Annotated in this window: 20 protein-coding genes; all 20 read right to left on the bottom strand. The window is 53.1% G+C overall.

Annotated features, from left to right (window positions below; genetic code table 11):
* On the bottom strand, positions 1-122 hold a 122-nt coding region (locus F8I07_RS02530), incomplete at its 3' end, for a ParA family protein (protein WP_292655328.1).
* Positions 119-754 (bottom strand): biotin--[acetyl-CoA-carboxylase] ligase, encoded by a 636-nt coding sequence (locus F8I07_RS02525; RefSeq protein WP_292655326.1) that lies wholly within the window; start codon positions 752-754, stop codon positions 119-121. The genes F8I07_RS02525 and F8I07_RS02530, both read right to left, overlap by 4 nt.
* Positions 735-1,646 carry a methionyl-tRNA formyltransferase gene (gene fmt / locus F8I07_RS02520; protein WP_292655324.1) on the bottom strand — a complete coding sequence of 304 codons (912 nt, stop codon included), beginning with the start codon at positions 1,644-1,646 and terminating at the stop codon, positions 735-737. The genes F8I07_RS02525 and fmt overlap by 20 nt, the downstream gene beginning before the upstream one ends.
* Positions 1,647-1,708: 62 nt before the next feature.
* Positions 1,709-2,497, bottom strand: a complete 789-nt coding sequence (gene proB / locus F8I07_RS02515; protein ID WP_292655323.1) for a glutamate 5-kinase — start codon at positions 2,495-2,497, stop codon at positions 1,709-1,711.
* A complete protein-coding gene (gene obgE / locus F8I07_RS02510; protein ID WP_292655320.1) occupies positions 2,497-3,651 on the bottom strand; it encodes a GTPase ObgE in 1,155 nt (384 codons plus the stop codon). The genes proB and obgE overlap by 1 nt, the downstream gene beginning before the upstream one ends.
* A gap of 194 nt (positions 3,652-3,845) precedes the next feature.
* Positions 3,846-4,100: a 50S ribosomal protein L27 gene (gene rpmA / locus F8I07_RS02505; RefSeq protein ID WP_292655317.1), complete on the bottom strand. Its 255-nt coding sequence runs from the start codon at positions 4,098-4,100 to the stop codon at positions 3,846-3,848.
* A 9-nt stretch (positions 4,101-4,109) separates the two neighbouring features.
* Positions 4,110-4,415: a 50S ribosomal protein L21 gene (gene rplU, locus F8I07_RS02500; RefSeq protein WP_292655314.1), complete on the bottom strand. Its 306-nt coding sequence runs from the start codon at positions 4,413-4,415 to the stop codon at positions 4,110-4,112.
* 127 nt (positions 4,416-4,542) lie between these two features.
* Complete coding sequence (locus F8I07_RS02495; RefSeq protein WP_292655311.1) at positions 4,543-4,926, bottom strand: RidA family protein; 384 nt, start codon at positions 4,924-4,926, stop codon at positions 4,543-4,545.
* Positions 4,927-4,935: 9 nt separating this feature from the next.
* On the bottom strand, positions 4,936-5,286 hold the full coding sequence (locus F8I07_RS02490; RefSeq protein ID WP_292655308.1) for a hypothetical protein: 351 nt from the start codon (positions 5,284-5,286) through the stop codon (positions 4,936-4,938).
* Between the two features lie 212 nt (positions 5,287-5,498).
* Positions 5,499-5,855: a hypothetical protein gene (locus F8I07_RS02485; RefSeq protein ID WP_292655307.1), complete on the bottom strand. Its 357-nt coding sequence runs from the start codon at positions 5,853-5,855 to the stop codon at positions 5,499-5,501.
* A 55-nt stretch (positions 5,856-5,910) separates the two neighbouring features.
* Positions 5,911-6,774 carry a hypothetical protein gene (locus F8I07_RS02480; RefSeq protein ID WP_292655304.1) on the bottom strand — a complete coding sequence of 288 codons (864 nt, stop codon included), beginning with the start codon at positions 6,772-6,774 and terminating at the stop codon, positions 5,911-5,913.
* A gap of 15 nt (positions 6,775-6,789) precedes the next feature.
* Positions 6,790-7,029 carry a hypothetical protein gene (locus F8I07_RS02475; protein ID WP_292655301.1) on the bottom strand — a complete coding sequence of 80 codons (240 nt, stop codon included), beginning with the start codon at positions 7,027-7,029 and terminating at the stop codon, positions 6,790-6,792.
* A gap of 125 nt (positions 7,030-7,154) precedes the next feature.
* Positions 7,155-7,874, bottom strand: coding sequence for an EAL domain-containing protein (locus tag F8I07_RS02470; RefSeq protein ID WP_292655299.1), 720 nt, complete (start codon positions 7,872-7,874; stop codon positions 7,155-7,157).
* Between the two features lie 46 nt (positions 7,875-7,920).
* Entirely contained in the window at positions 7,921-8,601 is a 681-nt protein-coding gene (locus F8I07_RS02465; RefSeq protein WP_292655296.1) for a ThiF family adenylyltransferase, read from the bottom strand.
* Positions 8,598-9,404: a carbon-nitrogen hydrolase family protein gene (locus F8I07_RS02460; protein WP_292655294.1), complete on the bottom strand. Its 807-nt coding sequence runs from the start codon at positions 9,402-9,404 to the stop codon at positions 8,598-8,600. Before F8I07_RS02460 ends, F8I07_RS02465 begins: the two co-directional genes overlap by 4 nt.
* The gene (gene xseB, locus F8I07_RS02455; protein ID WP_292655292.1) at positions 9,401-9,604 is read right to left on the bottom strand and encodes an exodeoxyribonuclease VII small subunit; all 204 of its coding nucleotides are present in this window, start codon (positions 9,602-9,604) and stop codon (positions 9,401-9,403) included. The genes F8I07_RS02460 and xseB overlap by 4 nt, the downstream gene beginning before the upstream one ends.
* Complete coding sequence (locus F8I07_RS02450) at positions 9,601-10,707, bottom strand: homoserine O-acetyltransferase (RefSeq protein WP_292655289.1); 1,107 nt, start codon at positions 10,705-10,707, stop codon at positions 9,601-9,603. Before F8I07_RS02450 ends, xseB begins: the two co-directional genes overlap by 4 nt.
* Before the next feature lie 177 nt (positions 10,708-10,884).
* Positions 10,885-12,150, bottom strand: a complete 1,266-nt coding sequence (locus F8I07_RS02445; protein ID WP_292655288.1) for an O-acetylhomoserine aminocarboxypropyltransferase/cysteine synthase family protein — start codon at positions 12,148-12,150, stop codon at positions 10,885-10,887.
* A gap of 143 nt (positions 12,151-12,293) precedes the next feature.
* On the bottom strand, positions 12,294-12,659 hold the full coding sequence (locus F8I07_RS02440; RefSeq protein WP_292655286.1) for a diacylglycerol kinase: 366 nt from the start codon (positions 12,657-12,659) through the stop codon (positions 12,294-12,296).
* Between the two features lie 154 nt (positions 12,660-12,813).
* A partial coding sequence (guaA, locus tag F8I07_RS02435; protein WP_292655283.1) for a glutamine-hydrolyzing GMP synthase occupies positions 12,814-14,175 on the bottom strand: 1,362 nt, incomplete at its 5' end.

The following is a 14,175-nucleotide window of genomic DNA, read 5'->3' as shown; positions in this document are numbered from 1 at the left end:
GGATCCACATCAATGAGCAGAACCCGCTTCCCCTCCTCAGCCAGGGAGGCAGCCAGATTGACCGCCGTCGTGGTCTTGCCGACTCCCCCTTTTTGATTGGCAATGCTTATTACTTCACTCATCGTAATTCCACGATCCTTTCTCCATCGAGCATTATCGACCCGTCTTCCATAAGTTGGGCCTTTTCAAGACTTATAAACTCCGCTCCCCGGTGGGTACCGAAGGGGCGTGATCTCTCAAATTCTAACCGGTACTTCCTAAAGAGTTCCTTCCATTTCGGCACACTCTCCAGCCGCTGGAGATACATATCAAGTAATATCATCGGCGAAAGCTCCGTCTCAAGGGCGGCGAAATTTTTTTCACTTTTTTTGAGATTGACGCCGATGCCGGCTACATAGAAAGAACGCAGACGGGTCGTGATCACCCCTCCGGCCTTTTTGGATCCCAGATAGAGGTCGTTGGGCCATTTAAGCCAGACCGGCTGCCCCAACTCCCGAAGCAGATCTCTCATCACCCATCCGAAATAGATCGATGCCGCCGACGGGGGAAGATCCTCGGGCAGATCCGACTCCCGCAAAGCGATGGAAGCGAAAAAGTTTCCCGGATGACCGATCCACCGGTTCTCACGGCTACCCATCCCGTCGCTCTGCTCCCGGGCCAGGACCGCCGTCGGCTCTGTAATCTCGCCCCTGCGGATCGCTTCGGTCAACCAGCGCTGAGTGGAAGGGAGATGTTCAAAGGAGAGAATCTCCAACCTTCAACCCCCTTCCCACGCAGTAGGCCCGGCCGCTCATCGCCTTTTTGCCGGCAGGCTGGAGGCTCACAATTCGCAGCACCCCCCGTCGGCATCCCACGTCGATCGCTTCCTCGCCTATCGCAAGGATTTCACCGGGACGGTGAGGGGACACGACATCGGGGACTTCGATGACATTCAGTTTGAGACCGTCGGAGAGGAAGATCCCCGGCCATCCCTCGAAGGCCCGATATTTGCGCTCGATCGCCTCGGCATCATCCAATGTGATCTCGCCGTCGCTGCGCCGGATCTTTTTGCAATGGCTCGCCAGGGCTCCGAACTGGGGCAGCGGCTGAAGTTCCTCGAAGCGCTTCAAAACCTTCGGCGTGAGCTCTGCCGCCGCTTCCGTAAGCTGCTCCATGAGGCTCTGGAGACGGGTCTCCTTTCCGATCGCCACATAACGGTAGGCCAGGGCCGGACCGCTGTCGAGCCCCTCCTCCATCAGCATCGCCGTCACGCCGGTAAAACTGTCACCGTTGAGCAGGGCCTGCTGGACCGGTGAAGCCCCCCGATAGGCCGGAAGCAGTGAGGCGTGAAGATTGATACAGGGAACGAGATCGAGAATGGCTTTCGGGAGCAACTGGCCGTAGGCGGCTACGATGATGTAATCGGGGGCTAGCGTTCTCAAACGCTCCCAAATCCCCTCTTCTCTCAAACTTTCCGGCTGCAACACTTCTATCCCTTTCTCCGTCGCCAGAGTCTTCACCGGCGGGGGTGTCAGGACCTTTTTCCTCCCCACCGGCCGATCAGGCTGGGTCAGCACCAGGACGACGTCGATCCCCTCCTCTTCGATCAATCGTTCCAGGATACGCCGGGCATAGTCGGGCGTCCCCATAAATACAATCCGTTTCACTTTTCTCCTTTGAGATACACATCCCATCCACCGGATGCTTTGATCGTTGCTTCGAAAGCGATCTACTCTTCGCTGTCGCCGACAGTCCGTTCACCGACGAAGAGTGTTCCGCCGCGATGCTCTCCATGCAGCAGGAAACTCCGGACATCTCCCAGATCAAAACCGCTTGCCAAAAACATACGCCCTCCCCGACGCATCAGGAAGTCTGCCGCCTGCAGCTTGGTGACGATCCCTCCGGTGGCGAAACGTCCATGAGGTGTGCACTCGGAATCGAGCTCCTCCGCTTCGATCCCATGGACAATTTTTCGAAGCTTCGCATCGGAATGTCGGTGGGGATCTTTGTCGTAATAGCCGTCAATATCCGAAAGGATCACCAGGATATCCGCCTGAAAATACCAGGCCACATGGGCACTGAGACGGTCGTTATCTCCGAAAACCAGCTCTTCGGTGGCCACCACGTCGTTTTCGTTGACGATAGGGACTACCCCGTGCTCCAGCAGCTTCTCCACCGCATTACGGGCATGCCGGGTTCGCCGGCGAGAGTCGAAATCATCCGCACTGAGCAGCAGCTGGGCGCTGAGAACCCCGTGGTGGGCGAACTTGCTCTGATAGAGTTTGAGCAGGTAGGGTTGCCCGATCGCCGCCAGAGCCTGCTTGTCGGCGACCCGGCTCCGATCCAGCTGCAGCTGGGTGTACCCGGCGGCCACTGCACCGGAACTGACCAGGATCACCTGACGATCCTGCTTCTGCAATTCGGCGATGAAATCTACCAGGGCCCGCATTCGATCCAACGCGATGCTCCCCTCTTCCGTCAGTACATGGGAACCGACCTTGATCACGATCCGTCGCATCAGTCCGCCTCGGTTGCAGGGGAGTTCTCTTCCGCCTCGGGCGCTTTCTCCTGCCGCCGACAGGCATGGACCATGGCACCCAGGGCATAGCGCAGGGGTTCGACATTGCGTCCGCTGACCGAGGAGACCGGCAGGATAAAGACCGGTCGATCCGTAGGCATCGCCTCCCAGCTTTCGTGGGGATCGGCGTAGCTAAGCAGCTTTGTGTCGGCATCGAAGCGCTCCTCAAGGATCTCGTTGGGTTCCAGCCCCAGCGCTTCGAGCAGCTCTTCCGTTTTTCCGTCGATCTCGTTGTCGCTCAGGGCGTCGATCTTGGTAATAGCCACGGCAAAGGGGCGACCGGCAAGCTCTTCCGAATAGCGCCGGAGCTCCTCTTTGAGGATCTCGTACTGGTATTGCATCTCCCGGTAGTTGGTAGCGTCGATCATCAGCAGCAGCGTCTTGGTCCGTTCGATGTGACGCAGAAACTCCAACCCCAGGCCCCGACCGTCGCTGGCCCCTTCGATGATCCCCGGAATATCCGCCATCATGAAGGAGTCGAACTCCCCCAGAGCCACCACACCCAATTTGGGCGTCAGGGTGGTAAACTCGTAGTTGGCGATCTCAGGCCGGGCATTGGAGAGGGTGGAGATGAGGGTCGATTTTCCCACATTGGGGAACCCTACCAGCCCTACATCGGCAATGAGCTTCATCTCCAGACGCACATGACGACTCTGACCGGGCAATCCCGGCTGGGCGTAGGTGGGACGCTGGTTGGTGGAGCTTTTGAAATGGACGTTGCCCAGTCCCCCTTTGCCCCCTTCCAGGAATTTTACCTTCATTCCCGGCTCCGTCAGATCCAGGAGCAGTTCACCGGTTTCGGCATCGACGACCTGGGTCCCCGGAGGGACCACGACGGTGGTGTCCTTTCCGCTGCGGCCGAAACGTTTGCGCCCCTCGCCGGGCCGTCCGTTTTCGGCTTTGATATGGCGTTTCCCCCGCAGGTGGGAGAGGGTATCGGTGTTGCCGTCGACTTGGAACCAAACGGCTCCGCCCCGGCCGCCATCCCCGCCGTCGGGTCCCCCTTTGATGACAAACTTTTCGGTATGAAAGGAGACGCAGCCAGCTCCCCCTTTGCCCGAACTGAGTGTCAATTCTACATTATCTACAAACATTATAATTGCCTTTGTTTTTTTGAATACTCTATAGTTTTTCTTAATATTATATCACATTGCCGAAGGGCGCTGTCCCACCCAAACGATGAGAGTCAAAAGAGTCTAGAGGATAATCCGATAGGGAAGAGTAAAAAGAAAGAAAAAAGATAAAACTGCCGATGAAGGTTCGGCAGTCGAATCAAAAAAGAAGGGGCTTACGCAGGAACGACAGAAACCTTCTTTTTGGTGGAAGTCTTGTTCTCAAACTTGACAACCCCTTCGATCAGGGCATAGATGGTGTGATCTTTTCCCATGCCGACACCGGTACCGGGGACGACTTTGGTTCCCCGCTGACGGATGATGATGTTACCGGGAATCACATGCTCCCCGCCGAATTTCTTCACGCCGAGACGGCGGCCTGCTGAATCACGGTTGTTCTGGGTTGACCCCTGTCCTTTCTTATGTGCCATGAAAGCTCCTTATGCAATTTTGGTAATGCGGACCCGGGTGAAATCCCGGCGGAAACCGCGCTTGAGCTTGGAGTCTTTTCTCCGACGCTTCTTGTAGATGATCACCTTTTTGTCACGCCCTTCGTTGATCACCTCACCTTTGACCACGGCACCCTCCACATAAGGGGTACCCACCTTCAGCTCGCCGTTGTCCAGTGCCAGGACTTCGGTAAACTCCACTTCGGATTTGGGGTCGAGCCCCATTTTGTCGAAGCAGATCACATCGCCTTCCTGGACTTTGAACTGCTGTCCGCTTGCTTTGATAATCGCGTACATTGTTGACCCTTTTTTGATTAATCACTCGTCGATCACCGGAGGCCCGGCAATTTAAGTTTGGGATTATAGCGAAAAAAAGTTTAAGCGATTTTGAAGTGAAGAGGCAGAGAAAGAAAAGAACCGGGTTTTAGAGAGAAACTCCCGGCTTTGCAATACAATCGATCTCTACCAGCACCTCCTTGGGCAGGGTCTTGACCGCCACGGTACTCCGGGCGGGACGGTGGTCGCCGAAAAACTCGGCATAGACTTCGTTGACGACGGCGAAATCCCCCATATCCGCCAGGAAGATCGTTGTCTTGATCACATCGTTGAGAGTTCCTCCCGCCGCTTCGAGGACCGCACTAAGGTTGTTGAGAACCTGGCGGGTCTGTTCGGCGACCCCCCCGTCGATCAATTCTCCTTCCGGCGTCAGAGCGATCTGACCCGAACTGTAGAGGATCCCCTCCACCATTACGGCCTGAGAGTAGGGTCCGATGGCCTGGGGGGCATTTTCTGTCGCGATAATCTGCATCTGTTCTCCTTAATTGGCGTCGTTTTCGTAGAAGATATAACTGGTGGAGTAGTCGGAGAACTCGAAATAGACCTTCTTCTCTCCCTTATCCACTTTGTAGTTGAAATTTCGATCGTCATAACCATAACCGTAACGATAGGGGCGCGGTCGGTTGTCGTTGGTCCCGTAGGCGGTGGAGAGTTTGTCGATTTTGATGAAACGTTTGACCAGCTTCTCTCCGGCATAGACATCCAGGACCCCGTTGGTCCCGGTCCAGTTCTGAATCGAACGGCTGATGGAGTTCTGAGTCTCCTGGGTACAGCCGCCGATAAAGAGCATACCGACGATACCGATCAGCCAAAGTTTTGCAGAGGTTTTCATCATTTGATCCTTCCTTGATTCTCGGGAATTATACCACGCCCGTCACCCCCTTTACCTCAGCAAAGCAATAGAACCCTCTGAAAAATGTCCATGAGAGGTTTCACTCGATGGCGACAAAGGAGCGCTCAACCCGTGAAACGGGCGCTTGCGTTCGCGACTGCCAGAGCTATCGAGTGAAACCGGTTGTTTTTCAGAGCACTCAATACAAAATTTCATTTTGTACAATATATATCGATCAAGGATTGCAGCTTTTCCGCGAAATCACCGGCGGTGTCGATGCCGCACTCCCCTGCGTCCTCCTTGTCCCCCGTCCCGCCGGAGGCACCGATATAAAGACCGCATGTGCTCTGGGCGTATTCGTCCCAGGCACGGTAGAGGGTATCCACTTCGCCGCGTCGATCGGGAGGGAGGCAGCTGCGCAGTTTGGCGACCCGTTTATCGATCAGAGTCCGGAGCCGATCCTCCTCTTTGCCCATACACATCACCACGTCCATCGTCGCTCCGCCGGCGGCTTTGAGGCATGTATCGTAGGATGGGGAGGGCTTCCCCCAGAGAGTAATGGTTACCATCATTACTAATAAAGGAGTATTAAACAATTTGTGTTGGAAAGGCCTAAAAGGAAGATCAGACAGTAGCTTTTGTATGGTTTTCATAAAATTCTTTTAAGCCATTAACCAGATCTTGTATCTTCTCAGAATTACCGAGAGCATTCATCTTTATTGCTCTCAGACTAAGATAGTCCAAATCTTTATTTAATCCATCTTCAGCAATCAAACCGTCATATATGTCCATGAGGGCTCTTTTAAGATGCCCTATTGCCTTTTGTAAGTTATTGATAAACACAGTGGGTGAATCAAAAAATACTATCGCTGTACTATAGTGAGACAAAAAATTCATAAACTCATGACTAACCGCAAAAAATAAATATTCTACTTTTTCATAAGTGGGACTATCTTTATGTTGATTAATTTTTTCTTCGAGTTTAGAGTATGCACGACCGAAGTAGTCTAGATATCTATTGATTGTTTCAAGCTCCCTCCTGTATATATCTGAATCAATATGAATATTCGGTTTTCCCAATATCCTATTCCGACTCTCGTAAATTTTAAGTTTTTTCTCAAGTAAGTTTATGGCCCTATCATACTTCTTTTCAAGAACTGAGTTCTTATAGTATGAGTATTCATCTTCACTGAGCCTTATATCATTACGCACTATTAGTTCTTTCAGCAAGCCAGTATATTCACACATAGCAGGATTAAATATATCATTCAATTGAGGCAAATAATCATTTATAAAATCTTTCTCATTGATACGGTTCGAATAATTTGGCCTTATATGACAAAAATAAAAGCGAACAAGTTTTTGGACCAGTGTTTTGTCTTTTTTTCCACGAAGTGCTACATATTTAGCCTCAAAGGGAAGATAAAAACGTATCAGATAATTATAGAAAAAAAAAGATACTCTTGCCTCTGTCTTATATCTGGGCATAGGTGTAGTTTTTCTCTATTCTTTTGTTAAGATTTTTATGCCACTAAGAAGCTCTTCGGTAGTAAAAGGTTCTGCTGCCTGGTGTTCTTTGATATTTCCATGTTGAACGATATAAATATCGTCACCATGTTCTTTGGGTACCGATGGATTATAGTATTCGAGATTAGGATCACCGCTATACTCTCGCTCTTCAATCAAGCCATTGACTTCCGGTTCAATGCCGATATTTTGGGTGATTTCATCAATCGTTTCCATCGATCAGTAGTCCCCTTCACATTTAGAATGCGCCATCATAATGCACCAATGCTTAAAATCTGCTTATTGATTAACAGTTCGTAAACAGTGAGGACTTGTTGTAACTGTAACATTATGTGAAAAGCTCATTCCCTTATTGCCGGATCTGGCCTTCCGAAATAAAACCCTTGCCCATAATCACAACCTATAAAGCTAAGTGCGCTAGCCATTTCTTCACTTTCTACATATTCTGCAACGATTTTTATATTAAGTCTTTTAGACATATTGATAAGCATGTCTAATATATAGTATCTTTTTGGATCTTCGGTAAAATTCTCAACCAATACTTTGTCAAGTTTCAAATAATCAAAATCAAAACTCAGAAGTGGGTCGAACGTCGCATATCCTTTTCCAAAGTCATCCAAGGCAAATTTGCATCCAAATCGCTTTGCTTTTTCCATAAATTCACGAACTCTATTTTTGTCTTTAAGCTCTTTTTCTTCAATAAATTCAAGCACTAACCTATCTGCAACGTTATTGGCACTTCGAATTTCATTCAAAATTTCATCATATCTCTCATCTGTTTCTATATCATCATAAGAAATATTCAAAGATATACTTATTTCATTATTCATTTCCAATTTTCTTAAAACTTCTGATAACATTTTCATTGTACATTGAAAGTAGCTTTCTTTATCACTATCCCTATCACTTTCTCTCATTGCACCGAATTCCCCTAAGGGAAAAATATAGTTTCCTTGATCATCCGGATACCGTAACAACGATTCATATTTATTATATTTTCCAGTCTTCAAATCTACTATAGGCTGATAATATGCTGTAATCTTATCTATATCCAAAGCCATCATTTCCCTTTAAACTTATACTAAACACCTGATAATCATAACGAAACTACTCTTCAATAGGCAACATAAATTTCTGCATCACCAGCTCCCCCTCGCCATCGTAGTAGAAATAGTGCAATCTGTCTTTGGCCACCGGCAGACCGGCCAGGTAGCGCAGAGCCAGATTGGCCTGGAAGGAGCCGATCTGCATGACGATGGGAGCGGCGATGCCGCCAGGCATATGGTCGCTGATCGCGAAGACGCCGAAATCGGCCCGGTCGAAGAAGCAGACCTGCCCGTTGAACTCCTCCACGCTGGCGTAGATCCAGGGGGTGCCCCACCCCTTGGCCCAGCGGTCGATCCGCTCCCGCACCGGGAGATTATCAGTGGCATCCAGGATCAGATCGAAATCTTCCTGTGCCTCTACAGCGAAGGTGTCGAAATCGCATTCGTGGGCCGTCACCTTCACAAAGGGATTTTTGCGTACCAGCAGTTCGGCGGTAACGACGGCTTTGTTGCGCCCCTCGTCTTCCAGAGTAAAAACGATCTGTCGGTGGATATTGTGTAGTGACACCTCATCGAAATCGACCAGATGGATCTCGCCGATCCCGCTGCCTCCCAGGGCCAAAGCCAGGGTCGATCCCAACCCGCCGCAGCCGATAACGGCGATGCGCCGCGTGGCGAGACCTTCCTGTGCTTCCGGACCCCAGAGTTGGATCTGCCGCCGGAAGTAGTCGGCGGAGTTCACAGGGCTCTCCGTTGACGCAGCGCCTCCTGGAAACGCCACCCTTTACGATGCGCTTTGACCGCCTGTTTGCCGATCGTCTCCACCAACATCGACTCCTTGTCCTCCAGCATCATCTCCACCTCCCCGTCGGGATTGACCAGCATGCTGTCACCGTAGAACCGCCACGGGTTCTCTCCATCGTTGTACTCTCCGAGGCGGTTGGCCCGCAGGATATAGACCCCGTGCAGGAAAGCCCTCGATTTGATCAATTCCCGCCAGCGGTTGTGGGAACCGAAAGTCGAGGCGGTGGGCAGCAGTACCAGATCGACCTTGTGCCGGTCAATCGCTTCCCAGAAAGGGTCGAAATGGAGCTCGTATCCCCCCATGACCGCCACTTTGAAGCCGTCCGCTTTGAAAATGAAAGGATCCTCCAACGGCGCCACCGGATTGGCGAAGAAGCCCTCCTCGTTCCAGTGGGGATAGGGGATCAGGATCTGCTGGGAATAGTAATCGGTCTTTTTCGGACCGACCCGGACGATGGTTTTGTAGAAGTGTTTCTTTTTGACCCGCACCAGCGGTGCGATGAAGGTAACGTCATACTCCCTGGCCAGGCGTTTGAGAAGCTTGAGGTGGGTTCGGCTCTGCTCCTTGACCATACTGCGGGGCATCTCCTTGAGTTCGAGAAAAAAATGGTTCAGCACATACTCTCCCAGCAGGATGATCCGGGCGCCCCGCTGAGTGGCATTGGTGAGATAGAACTCCAGCCGGGTGGCGTTCATCCCCAGCGTAGGAAGCTGAAGCGCGGCGACGGTGAGCTCTTTCATACCGCATCCTCTTCATGCTTCGCTTCGATCGCTTTGACTTTGAGCTTCGCCTCTTCGATCATCTTCTGGGCACGACGGATCGTCTCCATTCCCTCTTCGTAGAGCTTGACACTCTCTTCCAGGGTGATCTCCGGGTCCATCAGCTTCTCCAGAATTTTCCGGCTCTGCTCCAGCTGCTCCTCAAAACCCGCCTCTTTCATCGGCTCTCCTTCGCAAGAATTTCCCGGAGGATGAAATCGAATTTGTCGATCTCCACCAAAAAGGCATCGTGACCGTAATCGCTTTCGATCTCGTGATAACTGTGTGGCTGCCCGTTGCGTCGCAGCATCTTTGCCAGATGTTCCATCTCTTCGGGGAAAAAGAGATAATCTCCCGCAAAACTGATCAGGTGAACCTCGGCCCGAATACGACTGACCGCTTCATGAAGCGAATCGTATCCCCGGGAGAGGCTGAAGGTATTGATCGCTTTGACGATGTAAAGGTAGCTCAGGGGATCGAAAATCCGGGAGAAATTGGCGGTATTGTACTCCATATAGCGCTCCACCTCGTAGCGTCCGAAGAGCTCGAAGAGTCCGTCGGTGGAGACATAGTTTCTGCCGAATTTCCGATCCATGGACTGGGGACTCAGGTAGGAGATGTGTCCGGCGATACGACCGATAGCCAGGCCGTCACACCCCTCTTCCCGAAAAGCATCGGGAGCGTAGTTTCCGTTGTCGAAACGGGGATCCCGTCGGATCGCCTCCACGGCGACTTTGTTGAAGGCAATCACCCAGGGGCGGGTGGCGTAAGTGGTGGCCAGCGGAATGATATGATCGGCCAGTCCCGGATAGTCCACTGCGAACTGCAACGCCTGCATCCCCCCCATCGAACCCCCGACGATCGCTTTGAGATGGTGAATCCCCAGGCTGCTCAGAAGCTGGCGCTGCGCCCGCACCATATCCTTGACCGTCACGACGGGAAACTTGAGACGATAGGGGTGTTCACTGGGATACATGGGACTCATGGGGCCTGTCGAGCCGAAACAGGAGCCGATGACGTTGGTACAGATGACAAAGTGACGATCGGTATCGATTCCCCTGCCCGGACCGATGAGACCGTCCCACCAGCCCGGCTTACGATCCCCCTCGTAGAGACCGGCGGCATGATGAGAGCCGCTCAGAGCGTGGCAGACCAGAATGACGTTGTCTTTGGCCTCGTTGAGCTCCCCATAGGTCTCGTACCGGATCTCGTAGGGTTCCAGGATCCGTCCGCTCTCCAGATAGAGCGGCGAGGTGAAATGGGCGGTGTGGGTCTCGATCTTCATCGGCAGCCTGCATGTTAGTTTGGCGCTATTTTATCCTAAATGGGATTAGTAGACACTCATCGGTCGTCGAAAGGCGTTTTGGAGAGAGTTTGTCAAAAAAAAAGCGTTACCGCGTAACGCAACAAAAATTCTCCATCTTCAATCTTCCATCCTCCATCCAACAATGAGGCGAAGGCCTCATTGTTCCAGCGCCTGCCGTAGATCCTCGATGAGATCCTCGGGGTCTTCCAGCCCTATGCTGAGGCGGATCAGCCCTTCGGGGACGCCGGCGGCCTCCAGCTCCTCGGGGCTGAGCTGCTGATGGGTGGTACTGGCCGGATGGGTGATGATCGATTTGCTGTCGCCGATGTTGACGACGATCTGGAAAATTTCGGTGCTGTCGGCGACGCGCTGCGCCTCCTCTTTGCTGGAGAGCTCAAAGCTGAGCAATCCGCTGGCCAGACCGTTTTTGAGATACTTTTGAGCCAGGGGATAGCTGGGGTCGGAGGGGAGACCGGGGTAATTGACCTTGCGGACTTTGGGATGCTCCGCCAGAAACTCCGCCACGGCCAGGGCAGAGCGGGAGTGCTGTTCCATCCGGATCGGCAGGGTCTCCAGCCCCTGGATATGGAGCCAGCTGTTGAAGGGGCTGGGCGTTCCTCCCAGATCCCGCAGCAGCGCCAGGCGGGTCCGCAGGGTAAAGGGCGGCAACGGCAGATCGGTATAGACCAGGCCGTGGTAGCTCTCGTCGGGCTCGTTGAAATGGGCGTAACGGTCATTGCCTTTGATGAGCTCTGCCAGCCCCTCCCGTTCCACGATAATCCCTCCCAGAGCCAGCCCCTGACCGGTGGTGTATTTGCTGGTACTGTGGACCACGATATCGGCTCCGTGCTCCAACGGGTGACACAAAGCCGCCGTAGCAACGGTATTGTCGGCGCAGAGCATCACCCCATGGCGTCGGGCGATCCGGGAGAGCTCCGCGATGTCGGCCATGACCAGGGAAGGGTTGGGGATCACTTCGAAAAAGATCATCTTGGTCCGCTCGTCGATCATCCCCTCCAACTCCTCGGGATGCCGCACATCGAAGAAACGGGCTTCGATCCCGAAACGGCGCAGGGTATGGGCCGCCAGGGTCAGGGTCCCCCCGTAGGCCTGTTTGGCTACAACGATATTGTCTCCGGCTTCGGCGACGTTAGCAAAGGCGTAGAAAACCGCCGAGGCGCCGCTGGAGGTAGCGATGGCCGCTGCACCGCCCTCCAGAGCCGCAAAGCGCTTTTCAAAAACATCAGTGGTAGGGTTCATCAGGCGGGTGTAGATATTCCCCAGTTCCTTCAGCTCGAAAAGATTGGCAGCCTGCTCCGCACTCTCAAAAGCGTACGCAGTCGTCTGATAGATCGGGACCGCCATCGTCCCCTCTTCGTTTCCTTCGTATCCGGCGTGGATGGCGAGTGTCTTCTCTTTCATGGATCGATCCTTGATTGATTTGAAAAGATTATATCAGAAGATAATCAAGAATAGTGTTATTGGTCTATTGGTGTATTGGTTATTGGGAAGTGCTGCCAAGCAACGCCTACCATCATCCAAAATCCAAAATCCAAAATCGTCCTTTATTCGGAAAATTCCGTATAAAGGACGATCCCCCAGATCATCACTACCAAACAGAAAGCCAGCAGTACGCCAAAGGCTCCGATATCTTTGGCCTGCCCCGCCAGGGGATGATGCTCACGGGTCACCAGGTCCACCACCCGCTCAATGGCGCTGTTGAAAGCTTCAGCGATCAGTACCAGCCAGGTGGAGGCGAAGAGGATCCATTTGGAAAGGGGCGTGATAGGGCTGAAAAAGAGCCCTGCGGCGATGAGAGCAATAACGAAGAGCTGAGTACGGAAAGAGCGTTCCTGAGTCACGGTGTATTTCATCCCTGACAGCGCATAGCCGATATTTTTGAAGAGGCTGAATTTGGGTTTGTTATGCATGACAGTCCTTTGGACCAAAAAGTCATTTTGTGCTTCGCACAGTCATTTCAGGGCTTCGCCCCTGGTCATTATAGGGGAAGCTTTACCATTAAATGACGGCGCATTAGCGCCAAATGACGTGCGAAGCACAAATGACCTTAAATGACTTGTTGTTTCATTCCCACTCGATCGTCGCAGGGGGCTTGGAGGAGATATCGTAGACCACCCGGTTGATCCCGTCGATCTCATTGATGATCCGGCGGCTGATATTCTCCAGGATGTCGTGGGGAACATGAGCGAAGGTAGCGGTCATGCCGTCCACCGACTCCACCATTCGGACACAGACGGTGTTGTCATAGGTGCGGTTGTCCCCCATGACCCCGACGCTGCTGACATTGAGCAGTACGGTAAAGGCCTGCCAGACCTTGTCATAATAGCCGCTGGCCCGCAGCTCCTCCTGCATGATCTCGTCACTGTCACGCAGCAGGCGCAGGGCCTCTTCGTTGACCTCCCCCATGACCCGGATCGCCAGGCCGGGCCCGGGGAAGGGATGGCGACCGATCATATGCTTGGGAAGCCCCAGTTCCAGACCCAGTTTGCGCACCTCATCCTTGAAAATCTCCCGCAGAGGCTCCACCAGTTCGAAGGTCATCCAGTCGGGCAGGCCGCCGACGTTGTGGTGGGATTTGATCGTCTTGGAGGGACCCTTGACACTGACCGACTCGATGACGTCGGTGTAGAGGGTCCCCTGGGCCAGGAAGCTCACCTCGTCGGCATGTTTCTTGGCCTCTTCGTCGAAGACCTCGATGAAGGTTTCGCCGATGATCTTGCGCTTGCGCTCGGGATCGGTGACCCCCTTGAGGCGGGAGAGAAAGCGCTCGGAGGCATCCACGGTGATCAGATCGATTCCCAATCCTTTGAACATATCCTGCACCTGCTGGGCTTCGTTTTTGCGCAGCAGGCCGGTATCGACGAAAACGGCAATGAGCTGATCCCCGATCGCCTCGTGCAACAAAGCAGCGACCACGGAACTGTCCACCCCGCCGCTGACCCCGCAGAGGACCTTTTTGTTCCCCACCTGTTTGCGGATCTCGGCGATCTTCTCTTTGGCGAAGGAGCCCATGTTCCAGGTGCTCTCACAACCGCAGATATATTTGGCGAAGTTTTTGAGCATTTTGGTCCCCTGCTCGCTGTGATGCACTTCGGGGTGGAACTGGAAGGCATAGATCCGTCGTGCTTCATCGGCGATGGCGGCGTGGGGGGAGTTGTCACTCACGGCGATGGTCTCGAAACCTTCGGGGAGTTTCTCCACCCGGTCTCCGTGGCTCATCCAGACAATGCTGTTATCCGGGACATCATGGAAGATCGGTGATTCCGGCCGGGTGATATGGAGCTTCGCTTTGCCATACTCGTGATGGTCGGCGGGGATCACCTCGCCGCCGAAGTGCTGGGCGATGAGCTGCATCCCGTAGCAGATCCCCAGGATCGGCAGCTCCAGCTCCCAGATCCCCTCGTCGGGGTGGTAGGCATCTTCGGC

Source organism: Nitratifractor sp. (assembly GCF_015487065.1).
In the GTDB taxonomy this organism is placed as follows: Bacteria; Campylobacterota; Campylobacteria; order Campylobacterales; family Sulfurovaceae; genus Nitratifractor.
This window is presented reverse-complemented; position numbering and strand designations above follow the sequence as displayed.

Bases quoted from the DNA above. Each gene is read 5' to 3' on its own strand.
- F8I07_RS02445 (WP_292655288.1), bottom strand. From the start codon at position 12,150: ATGAAAGAGAAGACACTCGCCATCCACGCCGGATACGAAGGAAACGAA.
- proB (WP_292655323.1), bottom strand. From the start codon at position 2,497: ATGCGACGGATCGTGATCAAGGTCGGTTCCCATGTACTGACGGAAGAG.
- xseB (WP_292655292.1), bottom strand. From the start codon at position 9,604: ATGAAAGAGGCGGGTTTTGAGGAGCAGCTGGAGCAGAGCCGGAAAATT.
- F8I07_RS02495 (WP_292655311.1), bottom strand. From the start codon at position 4,926: ATGCAGATTATCGCGACAGAAAATGCCCCCCAGGCCATCGGACCCTAC.
- F8I07_RS02440 (WP_292655286.1), bottom strand. From the start codon at position 12,659: ATGCATAACAAACCCAAATTCAGCCTCTTCAAAAATATCGGCTATGCG.
- F8I07_RS02480 (WP_292655304.1), bottom strand. From the start codon at position 6,774: ATGCCCAGATATAAGACAGAGGCAAGAGTATCTTTTTTTTTCTATAAT.
- obgE (WP_292655320.1), bottom strand. From the start codon at position 3,651: ATGTTTGTAGATAATGTAGAATTGACACTCAGTTCGGGCAAAGGGGGA.
- F8I07_RS02490 (WP_292655308.1), bottom strand. From the start codon at position 5,286: ATGAAAACCTCTGCAAAACTTTGGCTGATCGGTATCGTCGGTATGCTC.
- rplU (WP_292655314.1), bottom strand. From the start codon at position 4,415: ATGTACGCGATTATCAAAGCAAGCGGACAGCAGTTCAAAGTCCAGGAA.
- F8I07_RS02470 (WP_292655299.1), bottom strand. From the start codon at position 7,874: ATGGCTTTGGATATAGATAAGATTACAGCATATTATCAGCCTATAGTA.
- F8I07_RS02475 (WP_292655301.1), bottom strand. From the start codon at position 7,029: ATGGAAACGATTGATGAAATCACCCAAAATATCGGCATTGAACCGGAA.
- rpmA (WP_292655317.1), bottom strand. From the start codon at position 4,100: ATGGCACATAAGAAAGGACAGGGGTCAACCCAGAACAACCGTGATTCA.
- F8I07_RS02485 (WP_292655307.1), bottom strand. From the start codon at position 5,855: ATGGTAACCATTACTCTCTGGGGGAAGCCCTCCCCATCCTACGATACA.
- F8I07_RS02450 (WP_292655289.1), bottom strand. From the start codon at position 10,707: ATGAAGATCGAGACCCACACCGCCCATTTCACCTCGCCGCTCTATCTG.
- F8I07_RS02460 (WP_292655294.1), bottom strand. From the start codon at position 9,404: ATGAAAGAGCTCACCGTCGCCGCGCTTCAGCTTCCTACGCTGGGGATG.